Genomic DNA, 14895 nt, shown 5'->3' on the forward strand with positions numbered 1-14895 from the left:
TAAAAACATATAATGTCAAAACATTTATTTGTTAATGATTTGTTAACGGATTTATTTATTCTTTACTACTACTATTCTGGGTTTGTATTTTTTCAAGTAAGTTGTTGATAATCAGGGTTTCGTTCTCCATAAGATTAGATGCAAAACTTTCGATCTTTTCATGGATATGATCCAGCTCTTCCAGTATTTCCAATCCTTTTTCTGTCAGAATAACATCTACGGCTCTTTTATCTCTGGCAGAATTTGTCTTGGAAACCAATCCTTTCGCACATAATTTATCAACGAGTCTGGTTGCATTAGACATTTTATCCAGCATTCGTTCGATGATATAATTAATTGAAGAAGGTTCAGGGTGATTACTTTTCAGAATTTGCAGAACATTAAACTGAGGAACTGTAAGGTCAAAGGGCTTCAGCAACCTGGAATGATTATTGAGTAACCAGCTGCTTGAATAATGAAGGTTAACAATTAATTTATGGTAAGGATTTCTAAAGGCTTTCTGCCCGATATCTTTTTCAATGGACATATATTAAGAATAGGATGATGAAATAAAGCATTTACAAATATATGTTATTGTAGTTAATGTTTTAACAGGTATTTCAGGAGTTTTTTCTTTTCAGTCTTAAATTATTAACTTTTCCAGAGATTATTTGAAAGGGACGATTTCGGGAGCAGAAATATCGAAATCTTTCAGACGGAGAGTGGGTACATCGCCAAAGGTAAAATTAAAAGTACTGACATCCGGAATGTTGGGATAAAGTCCTAAACGTATCTGGAAAGTGTTGAAAGTCAGGTTCTCATTTCTGAAACGGAAACCAATGCCGAAACCGGAATAAACCGGACTGGAGAGCAGGGCCTTTTCTTTGATATTTACCATGCCTAAATCCGCAAAGAAGAAAGGAGCCACCCTGAATCCTACAAAACTCACTCTTGAGAATATTACTGCCTGGTAGCTGAGTACTAATCTTTTGATACCCCGTAATCTGTCGCTTGAAATGGAAGAAATGCCATTGTTATCATTCAGATCTATAAATTCTCCGGTGTAGCGGTTATTTCCTGCTGCATAACGAAGCGTAACAAAATGCCTGATCTGTGATTTCCCGATTTTGTGAAGATGACTGAAATAATTTGTTTCAAGACTGAAAACGCTTGTTCCGTCTGTATAACCTCCGGCATTAATCAATCCATAAAAGTATCCGCCATTAAAATATTCCCCTTTGGCAAGCTTGATTCCGGAATAAAACCGCCGCCAGAGTTGTGAATTTTCCCAGCCTGCTACAAATGAGGCAAGATATCCGTAAGGGACGTCTTCTGTACGGCCTAAACCATAGATCAGAATGTCTCTTTTATACCTCCGGCTGGAGAAGCCCATCCCAAATAAAATATCCTGATGATTCCGGTAAAGCTGATTGGTATCTTTGGTAACATAAGGACGTTCGGTATAAACATAATTTGAATAACGCATACTTAAAACCAATCTCGAACGTTTCTGATTTTCTTTGTCAAGAAAACTTAATTTAAAAGCATGAGCCAGCCAAAGGTCTGTATAATTGTAAGTTATCGGAAAAGTGAATACTGTTGTGTCGTTTATTTTGAGAACTCTTCCGTTGGCATCAAGGGTTTGCCATTTTGTATAGGCATAACGGCTGAATTCGAAACCTCCGGCGATTTTCATATCAGGTGTTAGAAAAGGTCTGAAGAATCTGATGGAATTTTGCATTAATTCCCTTCTGAAAATCAAATCAAGTTGTCCTGTTACAAATGACCGCCCGATGTATGGAACAGTATATCTGGTAGCGTATTCAAATTTTTTGTCCTGTCCGTTATTGTAATAAACAGTATTTTTCCAGGAATGGCCTAATCCCTGAAAATTAACCTGGTTAATTCCGACTGCAAACCTGCCAAAACCTCCGAATTCCATATCAGGCAGCAAGGACCATACATCCTGTGTTATGACAAGAAGATCAACCAGATTGGGAAATTGTTCATCAGGAATAACCAGAATCCTGGCATCGTGAAGGATCGAACTCTGGCGCATCAGACGTTCGTTATCTCTTAGTCTGTCGGGATTGATAATATCTCCGACATCAAACATCAGGAACGATTTACGGATTACATTTTCTCTTGTATCCTTGTGAAGGCGGTTGAGTACATCATCCAGTCCCCGGGCTTTTTTTGTGGTATCATAAATAGTTTCTCCGAAAACTTTCAGTCTTTTGATATAGATTTTCCGAATAACTTTTCCTTCAAAATTTTTAAAAGGGTTTTCTTCTATCTGATTAACCTGTTGATTATTAGCATTTTTGTTATAAATATCCCGGAATAAAGCATCATAAATCTGGCTCATGATTTTATTCTTAGACAGCCTTGATTTGATTTTTGAATAAAGCAGGCTGTCTTTTTCAGACTTGAAAGTATTTACCCGGGAACTATCAACTGTACTAACAAGCTGAGCATGAGATGGTAAAGTGTGCAATAGTCCGATGAGTATTATGAAATACCTGAAATTAGTGGATATTTGGGGTAAGCATTTACTCATTACTGTTTAAAGTTTACTTAGATGATTCGCCTGGGAAAATCCGAACAATATAAGATTCATGCCTAAATTTGTATTAAAATAAACATTAAATTATGCTAAAACTCAAATATCCCTTAATTCTTGCCTCAGGTTCTCCACGTCGTCAGCAGCTGCTTAAAGATGCCGGATTTGAATTTTCTGTTAAAGTAATACCTACGGATGAAATCTTTCCTTCAGATATGCCTCCGGTAGAAGTTCCCGCTTATTTAGCTTTACAGAAGGCGATGGCTTTTTCACAAGCGTTGACAGATGAAATAATTCTTACTGCTGATACCATTGTCGTTGTAGATGATGAAATCCTAAATAAGCCAAAAGATGCAACAGAAGCAAGACTGATGCTTCGAAAATTATCGGGACGGCAGCACCAGGTAATCACCGGAGGTTGTATAATGACTAAAAATGAAACTGACGCCTTCACGGATATTACCGAAGTGTTCTTTAATGAATTAACTGAAAAGGAGATAGAATATTATATAGAGGTTTGCCGGCCTTTCGATAAAGCCGGTGCATACGGAGTGCAGGATTTTATAGGAATGGTAGGAATTCCGAGAATTGAAGGCTCTTATTTTACAGTTATGGGTTTACCAGTGCACAAAGTATATGAAGGTTTGAAGAAATTTATGGTTAAGGGTTGATAACGTGTTGATTTTTATGTATTTTAGAAGTCTATTTGATTAACTGAAAACACACCCAACCACCCTAAATAATGAAAAAAAGTACGGCCCAAACCATTTTAACAGTTGCTACTGTTATATGGGGAATTTTCACATTGGCCTCCTTTGTGCCAATAAAAATGTTTTCCATGCTGTTTGATGATCAAAGTCCCGGGAATGAACAGGTATTTTTATTTACATTTATTTCAATTTTGTCCCTTCCTTTGTTCTGCATTCTGACCATAGTACTTGTCTGGATTTTATATAAAAGAGAGCAGTTTTTAAGAGCAGTCTGCTCATGCGGAATCCCTTTAATCAGTTTGCTGGCGGTGGTGTTGGGTTTTTCAATAATCTCTTAATCAACGAGATATAAAAAAAGGTTAATTATTGTTCGAGTATAATGCAAACAATAATTAACCCTTTTTGAGAAAATATTTATCTAGACTGCAAAACTTTCCCCGCATCCACAGGTACGTGTGGCGTTTGGATTTTTAAACTGAAAACCTTTACCGTTTAATCCGTCTGAAAAATCCAGCTCAGTACCTGCAAGATAAAGAATAGATTTTTTGTCCACCATAATTTTAACGCCTTTATCCTCAAAAACCATATCGTTCGGCTGAGGCTCAGCAGCAAAATCAAGATTGTACATTAAACCGGAGCATCCTCCTCCTTCAACCGCTACACGAACATTGTAGTCATGGTTGAGACCTTCTTTTTCACGGAGCTCCTTTATTCTATTGGCTGCTAATTCTGAGACAGTTACCATACTTTTGGCTTTAATATTTGAATGACTAAAATTTTGAATGATAGAATTTAGAAATCATTCTGTAGGTTAAACTACAAAATTAACTCAAAAGTTCATAATAAATACCTTAAAACCGGGATTTCCTTCCTTAACTACTTAACAGGAAGATGGATTTCTGCCATCATACATCTGGCCGAACCACCACCGTTTCCTTCAATCATTGATAAATCAAAATGATGAATTCTGCAAAAATCTTCCAGCATATCAATTTGTTTCTGAGTCAGGGAATTATAGGCCGCAGTTGACATAATGAGTAGTCTGTCATCCTTTTGGTTTCTGATTTCCAGCATATTTCCGGCAAAATGGTTCATCTGATCAAGGGTAATATCAATGATTTGTTTACCACTTTGTTCCAAAGAATTTCTTACCATCAGGCGCTGATCAAGGTCTGTGATGGCTTCAAGGCATATTACCGCAAAGATATCTCCGATACACATTACAACATTGGTATGATAAATTTCTTTCCCATTTGCCATGGCATTAAAAGAAATGATCTCATAATTCATCAGCGAAGCAAATTCCTTCAGTACATCCGGATGCGTACGAGGAGAAATACAGGCATAGGCAATTTTAACTTTCCGGTCAAGAACCATAGATCCGGTTCCTTCTAAAAACTTGCCTTCCTTCTCAAAATGAGTCAGATCCATTTTACGGTTGATGTAAAATTTTTCTTCCAGTTGGTTCAGAATATCTTCCCTTCTTTCCAGGCGGCGATTCTCAGCCTGCATCGGATAGGTGATTGCTGTACCATTGTAATGAAATGATACCCAGTTGTTTGGAAAAATGGAATCCGGAGTATAGGGGTCTTCAGTATCATCAATCGTTATAACATCCACACCAAGTTTCCGGAGGTTTGTAACCATATCCTCAAACTCCTGAAGCGCATAATGCTGAGCCTTATCCTGCGTTTCGCGTCCGAAAACAGGATCCTGAAAAGTATTGGATCCGGCAGTCTGTTCATTAAATCCGAATCTGACAGGACGAATCATAAGTATATGAGAAGTGCTTTGATTGCGCATGGTTTTAGTTTGTTTTATGGCAATATAATTTAAGAACAAAAAATCCGATTTCGGGGAAATTTATTCAAAATTTTCACGGAAAATTGGCATTGACATACAGTGAGAACCTCCTCTTGCTCTCGAAAGCTCAGCAGAAGGTAGCAGAATGAACGTATTCTGAATAGTTTCGGGAGAGCGCCTGCCTGCTTCAAAGTCCTGTAATAGATCAGCTACTTTAACAGCTTCAAAACCAGCTTCTTTGAATGCCTCAAGTGTTTTGTCATTTCTGTCGTACCCGATAACAACACCTTCTTTTATAGCGAGCAGATTACAGGAATCCGTCCATTGTTCTCTTGCTCCAAAAGGAAACTCATTGTTTCCGGAGTAGATAAACTGAACTTCTAAAGGAGAGCAATTTAAATCATAAACAGAGATTTCTGTTAAAAGTTCTTCCAGACTTTCTATTACCCTTGGTTCATTTTCCTGGCCTCTTCTGAATTGAACAAGATGGACTTTTTCAGATTTTTTGGATTTTAACAAACCGGATCTGATCAGTACCTCATCTTCCGATTCGCTGTGAGGTTTGGCCAAAGTGCCCAGAATTACCCACATATTTCTCTTCACTTGTGTGAAAACAGTATCTATGTGCATATAATCCCGTTTTTTCGGAATTTTTATCAAAGTGATTTTGTCTAACACTTTTTTCTCAAAAAGCACTTTTATTACCTGTTTGGCAGCGTATATTGAAGTTCGTTCTGAAATCCCTATTAATAAATGATTTTTAGCGACCATCATTACATCTCCGCCTTCCAGGGTTGACTGATTTGACTCAGCTTCTTCTTCCGGGAGGAGAAAAAGGGTCTCATTATCAGGTATTTCTATAAGATTTTTCCTGATTTCGGCAAACATCGGATGGTTATAGAAAATGTATTGGGAAAGCAGGGCCTCACGGGTTCGGGCCAGCTTGGCTGGCTTATTTAAGAGGAGATGGTTATTAATCGTAATACCGATATCTCTGGTAAAAATAAAGTTCGGAATAGGAGGGAACAGCATTTCGTTACCAGGTGTTGTTCCTGAAATTAACGTTTTGGCCAGCTCGTTGGGGCTGAGTGACAAAAGCTCATCATGCGTTGTGTACCATTCATGTTCGATGGCACAGATTGCAGCAATCAATTTCATTTTTGTCAGATTGTCTTCCAGAATATCAGCCAGTAATTTCTGTAATTCAATAACTTTTTCGGAATTAAAGTAATCAGGATGATCCGGTTTGTAGAAATTTCTTGACTCGTCACCGTCTATCTCATTTAGTTTTCCTTTAATTTTCTCTGTATCAAGAAAATATAATAAAGTTTTAACATAGTAATCATACTCATGACGGCGCATTGTATCCAAATGAACAATATCTTCGAAAAGCCAGTCCTGTGCTTTCGACGGCACTACTTTTCCCAATCCGCTATCCGGACTATGAATTAATAATCGCTTAAGTGTACCTACTTCTGAGGAAACATTGATTGAATTCTCCATAGTATTATTTTAATAGAAAAAATTGATTTTTCGCAATTACCGATTTTTTAGGAGTATTGTCAAGACCCTGAAAAGAAGTAGTTTTTCAATCTTGCCCTATTGCATTTAAACAGGGATTTTCAGGAAAAAAAATAATATTGAATTAATTAAAATAACGAAATCGGCGGCCCGGAAAGAGACTTGAAAAAAAATAAAAAAAAAGTCAGTTTTTTTAAATCCAAAACTGACTTTTTACGTAAGTATTATATAAGTTGTTAGCAAATACAGAAGGTTATTCTAAGCTAATAGTTCTAAAAACCGTATGAAAATTATTTTTCTTTTCTTTTTTCAAAAAAAATAGAATTTTAGCATGCTTTTTGTAATTTAAAAGTAGGCTTCAATACAATCAAAAAAACATTTTTTATACAGCATTTATTTACGTTTCTTAAGCAGAAGGCGAGTAGTTATCTGAATAGATAGTATTTTGTTTTGGTATCCTATTCATGTGCTCAATAAAATCTAATCTTTAGTAAAAAATTGGCAGTTATCTACTAAGATTAGAAGGATAAGTAATCGTACTACTATCCAGAACTACCCGCCTTTTGCTTAAATATCTTCTCCAATTTCCAGCCTTTTTTCCTGTAAAATTGTAATCAACATCAAGTTTAACGAACCAGACTTGAGAATTATTCCATGCTGATAAATTTAGCCGGGGAATAAAATACTTCTCAAAATTTAAACTTACTCTGATTTTTTTTCATTTTCAATTTTTAAATGAATTATTTTCGCATATATCTTAAAAATTCTCCATTTATACCCAATTGTTATTTTTTTTGTCACAATGTTGCATAAAATTAGACATTTTACTAACTATATACTTCAATTCTCACTGAAATGTTTTGAAAATTGTATGAAATTTTTAAAATCAGGTTTTAAGCGGTGAATTAATATTTATGATTTTTTACCTTGTCAGATTTAAGGATTTACGGTAAGGCAATTTTCTTTTTCAGAAAGTTCTGAATTCAAACGACTTCCTGATAATTTTGAGAAAACAACAAAGAGAGGAATTAAGTCAATGGTTTAGATAATCTGTAAAATCTGAAAAGAAATCCCCAGGTTATTAACCTGGAGATTTGCATATATAGAGTTAGGGTTAACCTCGCTCACAAACTTCTTCCCAACCCATCCCCGTCCGCATTTTTAATTTTTTACATTCGCTTCAGTTTTCTGATATCTTTTCTGAAATGATATTTTTCTGAAGACTGGTTTTGCAGTGAATTTCTTTAGAGTTGTAAACTCCTGAATTTCTTTGTAGAGGTTTTTTTCAACCATAAAATAAAGTACGGTGATGCACTCTATTTTATGGTTGATGTTTATCAAATTCTGGTGTTAATCAAGGGGATGATCGATTGGTTTAATGAATTCTTGTAACTGTTATTGGAATACAAATATCCGGTTGACAGCTTGAACAGGTACTTGGCGGCGTAATTGAAACATTGTTCAGCGCACAACCATTGGCATCTACGATGTTGATGGTTTTAGCACCAGCTGCAATACTGTATGGACCAAAGGCCGAACTTACCGATCCATATGCGATCGGGCCACCTGTAACACTTCCCGTAATAGTATAAGTTGTACCACTGCCGCCACTTGGGTTCAAAGTGAAGGTGAATGTATCATCTCCAGGGTTTGAAGGCGTGCCGTTATCACTACAGATTGACACTGCACCTGCAAGAGAAGGAGCTGGGTTCGCTGTTACACCCACTGTATCAGTAACAGAACAACCTTCTGCGGTTACTTTTGTTACAGTGTAAATCGTATTAAATGATGGCGTTACGCTGATAGAAGACGTTGTTTCGCCGGTACTCCAGAGATAAGTCACACCGCCTGAAGCTGTCAGCGTAGCAGGTGTTCCCGCACAGACACTAACATTAGTACGAACAGGAGCAGGAGGAGTATTCATTTCAACAATCACCGGACAACAGTTTCCTGAAGGACAGCTTGATGCACTGCTTGCACTAACGGTATAAGAACCGGCAGCTTTAACGGTATAAGTAGAGTCAGTAGCACCAGGAATAAGAACACCATTATTGTACCAGAAGAATGAGGTATATCCTGTAGGAGCATGCAGTTTTAATGAATCTCCCGGACAAAGTTTTTCAGGTACACTCACACAGGCAGAAGCTGTATTGATTGCTCCCAGGTTTGTCTCATTACTTGCGTTAACAGTAGCAGAGTTAAATAATACCCCGGTAGAGGCAGCTTTTGCGACGATAGTCAAAGTCAGAGAAGAGGTTACTCCACCCGTTAACGCACTACCAATATTCCAGATACCGGTTGTTTCATCATAGAAAGTTCCGGTTGGAACAGTTTTGCTGACAAATGTCAGGCCGGCAGGAAGTAAGTCTTTGATTTTCAATCCTGTAGGGGCTACGGTTGAATTGTTTTGTACTTTAACAGCGAATGTTACATTGGTATTTAATGCAACAGCACCTGAAGAAGGAGTAGCAGTTTTCGAAACAGAAATATTGATTTGGTTATTATCACAGCTGTTAGGAATACCATCTCCGTCCGCATCTAACAAATCATTACCGCCAGGACATTTATCCAGACAATCAGCAATTCCGTCGTTGTCTGCATCTGTTTCGATATATGCGTAATAAATGTTGAGGTTTGAGGCAACGCCTGCAAGGCTGCTAGAAGTTATTCTCACACCATAGAAAGGTTGTGTTGTTTTAAATCCGAGACGGTATTTTGTAGTAGAACCCGGTAATAATCCTACCCCTAAAAGGCTGGAAGAACTGACATTTTCGACTACCCCGCCGCTGGAATTAAGCGTCTGAATACTTAACCCTCCCAGTAAGGTCAGATTGAGTAAACCACTTCCGCTTTCTATTACGAAACCTGCTTCAGTTCCTGCTGCAATCTGAGTTGAACTGTTAAGAACCTGCATATAACCGCTACAACCTAAACCTAAAAGAAGGCTGATGTTCGCATTGTCAGTTAAGCTTGCATTGACAAGGTTAGCTTCATTAGAGGCAGTACTTCCTACGCAAAGAAGACCTGAAGGACTTAATTTAGAAGCTGTATAACCGGTAGTTAGCGGACTGGCACAGTCTTGTGCGCATGAAGAAGGGCCTTCAAAGGCATAATATACACGAATGCTTGACAGAGCACCTAATGTAGACGCTGCATAAAGCTGAACCTCATCGAAATCCTTACCGGCAGTAGTAGTAAAGCTTAAAATAGCTTTTCCGTTACTTCCTCCTAACAGGCCTGCCGCAAGAACCGGAGAGCCACTGGTTGAGGAGGTTTCCTGAAGAACGCCATTTCTATACGTTCTAATTTGGAGACTTCCTAGGACTGAAGCGTTTAATAAACCACCCTGCGGGCTGATTACAAAACCGACCTGATTACCACCCGGATAATACTGATTTGGATCTTTAACCGAAATTGCTGATCCACCACCTAGCAGGGAAATACCGGTAGTTAAAGTAGAGTAGTTCGACAAGTCACCATCAACGGTGTTGGCACCATCAGCTGTAGTACAGCCTACGCAAAGTCCGGTATTTGATCCGTTAATGAAAACGCCTGTCCCAACGATCGGATCCATACAGATCTTATTGTCCTCAAGTGTTTGAGTCTGGGCTAGAATTGATGAGATACTACAGAAGAAAAAGAGTAGTACGTAAAGTGAGTTAGTAATTTTTTTCATGAGCATTATGATTTTTAGTTAAATACTAATTTTCATTGCCCATTAATCCTTATCTAAATTTTTAATTTTTAAGAAAAAAATCAGGATTAATTGGCGGAATTAATCGGTCTCTTTTTCATATGCTCGATGAAGATTTATCAAGAATTGTGCCAGTTGTTTGTTTTGTAAAAAAATATTTTAAAAAAAGAATTTACCAAATAAGCGACAGGATTTGAAGGCTGAATTTTTAAAATTCCCGGTAAGGGCAGATAAATAGGAAGATGAAAGGACCGATCAACAGCGGAATGCGGATAAGGTACTGATTCGCTGAAATAACGGTGAATTTTCGTAAATTTGTTAAATTAAAATCAGGGAAATTGCTTCTTTTCTGAAATCTTTAATAAAAAAATGATGTTTCTCATTAAATAGGAATTAAGAAAGCCTATTTGCAAAGCCTTGTCCCTCAGTTATTAAGGAGAGGAACAAAAACTTTTTTCATTTGTTTAGAGTTGTTCTAAATAAAATGTAGTATTTAAAAAATACAATATTTAATTTTGCATAAATTTCAAGGAAGAGTTGAAAATAAAACTATACAATGCTTAAAATAAATAACTTACAGGCAAGAATCGGAGAAAAAGAGATTCTGAAAGGAATTAACTTAGAAGTTAAGGCTGGAGAGGTACATGCAATTATGGGACCGAACGGCTCAGGAAAAAGTACCTTAGCATCAGTTTTAGCTGGTCGTGAAGATTATGAAGTAACCGGAGGTTCAGTAGAATTTTTCGGAAAAGACTTATTAGATCTTGCTGCAGAAGAGCGTGCTGCCGAAGGAATTTTCTTAGCTTTCCAATATCCAATTGAAATCCCTGGGGTTTCTACTACAAACTTTTTGAAAACTGCTGTAAATGAGATCCGTAAATACCGTGGAGAAGAACCAATGGATGCAGTTCAGTTTCTGAAGATGTTTAAGCAGAAAATGTCTTATGTAAATATTGACCAGTCTTTGTTAAACCGTTCATTAAACGAAGGTTTCTCAGGTGGTGAGAAAAAGAGAAATGAAATATTCCAGATGGCTGTTCTTGCTCCGAAATTAGCTATTCTGGATGAGACAGATTCAGGACTTGATATTGATGCTTTACGTATCGTAGCAGAGGGTGTTAATAAATTGAAATCTCCTGATAATGCTACAATCGTAGTTACGCACTATCAACGTTTGCTGGATTATATCGTGCCTGATTTTGTTCATGTTTTATATAAAGGCCGTATTGTTAAATCCGGAACCAAAGAACTTGCTTTCGAACTGGAAGAAAAAGGCTATGACTGGATTAAAGAAGAGTTGGGAGAGGCGGTAGAGTAATTTCGATGATTGATTCCTGTTTTTTAGAAATGAGAACAGGCTATTCAAATCAAACATAAAACATCGGTTAAAAATGAATTTTGAAAATAAAGATCTGGGTGCATCCAGTTTAAAGGCTCAGTTAATTGCCGACTTTCAGATTGCTGAAAGCCGTATGAATGGTGAGGCCAAAACGGCTATTCATCAGGTACGTCAGGAGGCATTGAAGGCTTTTGATCAATTGGGTTTCCCGACTACCAAACATGAAGAATGGAAATATTCCAATGTAAAATCTCTGGTTAATGAGTCGTATGAATTTAATGCAGGTTCGGCAATTACTTTGGGAGATTTGGAACAATTGGCTATTCCGAATTTAGAAGGCAATATTTTATACTTTATCAACGGTATCTATAATGCTGAGTTATCGAATATTGTAAGTTCTTCTTCAGAATTACAGATATTGACGTTTGCAGATGCTGTCAAACAGAAATCAGAACTTGTTGAGAAATATTTTGCCAAACACTCTGATTTTCAGAATAATGCATTTACTGCTTTAAATACAGCTTTTGCCCAGAATGGTGTTTTTGTATATGTTCCGGAAAATAAGTTAGTTGAAACGCCGGTAATTCTGCGCTTTATTACTGATACCAGAACGGCCAATACAGCTTCTCAGCCCCGTAACCTTGTTGTCGTTGGAAAACGTTCGCAGGTAAAAATTGCTGAAGCTTTCAGATCTTTCGGAGAAAATGTAGCATTTACGAATTCAGTAACAGAAATTATTGTTGATGAAGACGCTAATGTAGATTATTATAAAGTACAGAATGAAACCGATAAGTCGTTTCATATCGGAACAACAACTGTATATCAGTCAAACCGTTCTGTATTCAGCGCCAATACGGTAACAGCGAACGGAGGATTTGTCCGCAATAACCTGAATATCAAATCTGACGGAGAAAACTGCGAGTCTAATATGTTTGGTTTGTATATTCCAAACGGAAGACAGCATGTTGATAATCACACTTCTGTAGATCATATTCGTCCTAATTCGGTTTCAAACGAATTATACAAAGGTATTTTAAAGGATAAATCAACAGGAGTATTTAATGGAAAGATTTTTGTAAGACAGGCAGCGCAAAAAACAAATGCCTTCCAGTCCTGTAAAAATGTATTGGCTTCAGACGAGGCTTCCATGAATACCAAGCCTCAGTTGGAAATCTGGGCAGATGACGTGAAATGTTCTCACGGAACAACTACCGGCCAGTTGAACAATGATGCTTTGTTCTATATGCAGTCGCGCGGGATTTCTAAAGATTCTGCAAAATCATTGCTGATGCTGGCTTTTGCCCAGGAAGTAATTGATAAAATGCAGATTCCTGCCATTAAAGAGTATCTGGAAGGTTTGATTATTGAAAAAATTCATAATTCCTAAGGTAAGAGGGTTTTAGCCATTACCAAATTGAAAGTATTTAAGCAAATGTCTGTTGATGTATATTGAAGAGGAGAGAAAGACATTTGCTTATTCTTAAAGTATGATTCATATGGAGACGATCACCGATATTTTAAATATTCAGGAAATCAGAGCTGATTTTCCAATCCTCGATCAGGAGATCAATGGTAAAAAATTGGTTTATTTTGATAATGCTGCTACTACTCAGAAGCCTACTCCGGTAATTAATGCCATTGCTCATTATTATAATTTTGACAATGCTAATATTCACCGTGGAATCCACACGCTTGCTGAAAGAGCAACCCGGGATTTTGAGGCATCGAGAACAGCAATCAGGGATTTTTTGGGAGCGTCTTCTACCGAAGAGATTATTTTTACCTCCGGTACTACGCAGGGAATTAACCTTGTAGCAAGTACCTACGGAAGAAAGTTTATCAATGCCGGAGATGAAATTATCATTTCGGGGATGGAACACCATTCCAATATTGTACCCTGGCAAATGCTTTGTGAGGAGAAGGGTATCGTATTAAAGGTAATTCCGGTTTCGGATGAGGGTGAACTCGATCTGGAAGCTTTTGAAAAACTTCTTTCTGAAAAAGTAAAACTTGTGTCATTTAATCATGTCTCCAATTCATTAGGAACGATTAATCCTGTAAAAACGATTGTTGACCTGGCACATAAGTTCGGTGCAAAAGTACTGGTTGATGGTGCTCAGGCTACTTCCCATATCAATATTGATGTTCAGGCTTTGGATGTAGATTTTTATGTGTTTTCTGCACATAAACTTTACGGGCCTACAGGAATGGGAGTTTTGTACGGGAAAAAGGATATTCTGAATGCAATGCCTCCTTACATGGGTGGCGGGGAAATGATTAAAGAAGTTACTTTTGAGAAAACGACTTACAATGAATTACCCTATAAATTTGAAGCCGGAACACCAAATATTGCAGATGTAGTGGCTTTGAAAACTGCACTGGAATATACAGATAAATTGGGCAGGGAGAATATTGCAGCACATGAAAACATGCTTCTGAACTATGCAACAGATCAACTGAGGGAAATAGAAGGTTTGAGAATTATCGGTAATGCCAAAAATAAAATTTCAGTTTTGAGTTTTGTAATTGATGGTATTCATCATCAGGATATTGGCGTTTTGCTTGATAATCAAGGCATTGCAGTAAGAACCGGACACCATTGTACTCAACCTTTGATGCAAAGATTTAATATTTTAGGAACTTCGAGGGCTTCATTTGCCGTTTACAATACAACAGAAGAAATTGACCGACTCGTTGCAGGTCTGCATAAAACGATTAAAATGCTTAAATAAGTTTCAGTGGATAGTTTTAGCTTTCCGGAGAAGTGATTAAATATTTGAAAAAGGGAGAGAGGTTCGGAAAAATTTGAAATGATAATGACAATTAACGAGACACAGGACGAAATCATTGAAGAGTTTGAGTTATTTGATGATTGGGCCGATAAGTACGAATATATTATTGATTTGGGCAAAAAGCTTGAAGGTATGCCCGAAGAGCAGAAAACAGAAGATAATATCATAAAAGGCTGCCAGAGCAGAGTTTGGCTGAACGCCAGAAAAGAGAATGAGAAGCTTGTTTTTGAAGCTGATTCTGAGGCAATTATCGTAAAAGGTCTGGTGCATATGCTTATCAGAGTTTTGTCAGGTCATACACCTCAGGAAATATATGATGCAGATCTTTATTTCATTGACAAGATAGGAATGAGTCAGCATCTGGCACAAACCCGCTCAAACGGACTGGCTTCTATGGTGAAACAAATGAAAATTTATGCTTTAGCCTATCAATAAGCTAAGGTTTTAATAAAAGAAGAAACTGGATAAATGTAATAAATCGTCCGGACAAAATA

12 protein-coding genes are annotated in these 14895 nt (G+C 37.3%); 6 read left to right on the top strand and 6 right to left on the bottom strand.

Annotation, left to right across the window (positions count from 1 at the left end):
* Window positions 1-55 precede the first annotated feature (55 nt).
* On the bottom strand, window positions 56-526 hold the full coding sequence (locus BM179_RS05460; protein ID WP_092013386.1) for a MarR family winged helix-turn-helix transcriptional regulator: 471 nt from the start codon (window positions 524-526) through the stop codon (window positions 56-58).
* A gap of 120 nt (window positions 527-646) precedes the next feature.
* Window positions 647-2539 carry a BamA/TamA family outer membrane protein gene (locus BM179_RS05465; protein WP_143095156.1) on the bottom strand — a complete coding sequence of 631 codons (1893 nt, stop codon included), beginning with the start codon at window positions 2537-2539 and terminating at the stop codon, window positions 647-649.
* A 92-nt stretch (window positions 2540-2631) separates the two neighbouring features.
* On the opposite strand from BM179_RS05465, the gene BM179_RS05470 reads away from it, so the two are divergent.
* Both BM179_RS05470 and BM179_RS05475 read left to right on the top strand, forming a co-directional pair.
* The gene (locus BM179_RS05470; RefSeq protein WP_092013392.1) at window positions 2632-3213 is read left to right on the top strand and encodes a Maf family nucleotide pyrophosphatase; all 582 of its coding nucleotides are present in this window, start codon (window positions 2632-2634) and stop codon (window positions 3211-3213) included.
* Window positions 3214-3284: 71 nt separating this feature from the next.
* Window positions 3285-3590 carry a hypothetical protein gene (locus tag BM179_RS05475; RefSeq protein WP_092013395.1) on the top strand — a complete coding sequence of 102 codons (306 nt, stop codon included), beginning with the start codon at window positions 3285-3287 and terminating at the stop codon, window positions 3588-3590.
* Window positions 3591-3670: 80 nt separating this feature from the next.
* On the opposite strand, the gene BM179_RS05480 is transcribed toward BM179_RS05475, so the two are convergent.
* The 4 genes from BM179_RS05480 to BM179_RS05495 form a co-directional block, all read right to left on the bottom strand.
* Window positions 3671-3997 (bottom strand): HesB/IscA family protein, encoded by a 327-nt coding sequence (locus tag BM179_RS05480; RefSeq protein WP_092013398.1) that lies wholly within the window; start codon window positions 3995-3997, stop codon window positions 3671-3673.
* A gap of 131 nt (window positions 3998-4128) precedes the next feature.
* Complete coding sequence (gene ctlX / locus BM179_RS05485; protein ID WP_092013400.1) at window positions 4129-5055, bottom strand: citrulline utilization hydrolase CtlX; 927 nt, start codon at window positions 5053-5055, stop codon at window positions 4129-4131.
* A gap of 60 nt (window positions 5056-5115) precedes the next feature.
* Complete coding sequence (locus BM179_RS05490; protein WP_092013403.1) at window positions 5116-6558, bottom strand: arginine deiminase family protein; 1443 nt, start codon at window positions 6556-6558, stop codon at window positions 5116-5118.
* Window positions 6559-7951: 1393 nt separating this feature from the next.
* Window positions 7952-10252, bottom strand: a complete 2301-nt coding sequence (locus tag BM179_RS05495; RefSeq protein WP_177219306.1) for a DUF11 domain-containing protein — start codon at window positions 10250-10252, stop codon at window positions 7952-7954.
* 574 nt (window positions 10253-10826) lie between these two features.
* On the opposite strand from BM179_RS05495, the gene sufC reads away from it, so the two are divergent.
* From sufC to BM179_RS05515, 4 genes are all read left to right on the top strand, one after another.
* Entirely contained in the window at window positions 10827-11588 is a 762-nt protein-coding gene (gene sufC, locus BM179_RS05500; RefSeq protein WP_092013409.1) for a Fe-S cluster assembly ATPase SufC, read from the top strand.
* Between the two features lie 73 nt (window positions 11589-11661).
* Window positions 11662-12996: a Fe-S cluster assembly protein SufD gene (gene sufD / locus BM179_RS05505; RefSeq protein ID WP_092013412.1), complete on the top strand. Its 1335-nt coding sequence runs from the start codon at window positions 11662-11664 to the stop codon at window positions 12994-12996.
* A gap of 109 nt (window positions 12997-13105) precedes the next feature.
* Window positions 13106-14341, top strand: coding sequence for a cysteine desulfurase (locus BM179_RS05510; RefSeq protein WP_092013699.1), 1236 nt, complete (start codon window positions 13106-13108; stop codon window positions 14339-14341).
* Between the two features lie 84 nt (window positions 14342-14425).
* Window positions 14426-14836, top strand: a complete 411-nt coding sequence (locus BM179_RS05515; RefSeq protein WP_092013416.1) for a SufE family protein — start codon at window positions 14426-14428, stop codon at window positions 14834-14836.
* Window positions 14837-14895 lie beyond the last annotated feature (59 nt).

Source organism: Pseudarcicella hirudinis (assembly GCF_900115665.1).
Lineage (GTDB): Bacteria > Bacteroidota > Bacteroidia > Cytophagales > Spirosomataceae > Pseudarcicella > Pseudarcicella hirudinis.

Excerpts from the sequence above, each read along its gene's own strand:
- BM179_RS05460 (WP_092013386.1), bottom strand. The coding sequence starts at position 526 with ATGTCCATTGAAAAAGATATCGGGCAGAAAGCCTTTAGAAATCCTTAC.
- BM179_RS05465 (WP_143095156.1), bottom strand. The coding sequence starts at position 2,539 with ATGAGTAAATGCTTACCCCAAATATCCACTAATTTCAGGTATTTCATA.
- BM179_RS05470 (WP_092013392.1), top strand. The coding sequence starts at position 2,632 with ATGCTAAAACTCAAATATCCCTTAATTCTTGCCTCAGGTTCTCCACGT.
- BM179_RS05475 (WP_092013395.1), top strand. The coding sequence starts at position 3,285 with ATGAAAAAAAGTACGGCCCAAACCATTTTAACAGTTGCTACTGTTATA.
- BM179_RS05480 (WP_092013398.1), bottom strand. The coding sequence starts at position 3,997 with ATGGTAACTGTCTCAGAATTAGCAGCCAATAGAATAAAGGAGCTCCGT.
- ctlX (WP_092013400.1), bottom strand. The coding sequence starts at position 5,055 with ATGCGCAATCAAAGCACTTCTCATATACTTATGATTCGTCCTGTCAGA.
- BM179_RS05490 (WP_092013403.1), bottom strand. The coding sequence starts at position 6,558 with ATGGAGAATTCAATCAATGTTTCCTCAGAAGTAGGTACACTTAAGCGA.
- BM179_RS05495 (WP_177219306.1), bottom strand. The coding sequence starts at position 10,252 with ATGAAAAAAATTACTAACTCACTTTACGTACTACTCTTTTTCTTCTGT.
- sufC (WP_092013409.1), top strand. The coding sequence starts at position 10,827 with ATGCTTAAAATAAATAACTTACAGGCAAGAATCGGAGAAAAAGAGATT.
- sufD (WP_092013412.1), top strand. The coding sequence starts at position 11,662 with ATGAATTTTGAAAATAAAGATCTGGGTGCATCCAGTTTAAAGGCTCAG.
- BM179_RS05510 (WP_092013699.1), top strand. The coding sequence starts at position 13,106 with ATGGAGACGATCACCGATATTTTAAATATTCAGGAAATCAGAGCTGAT.
- BM179_RS05515 (WP_092013416.1), top strand. The coding sequence starts at position 14,426 with ATGACAATTAACGAGACACAGGACGAAATCATTGAAGAGTTTGAGTTA.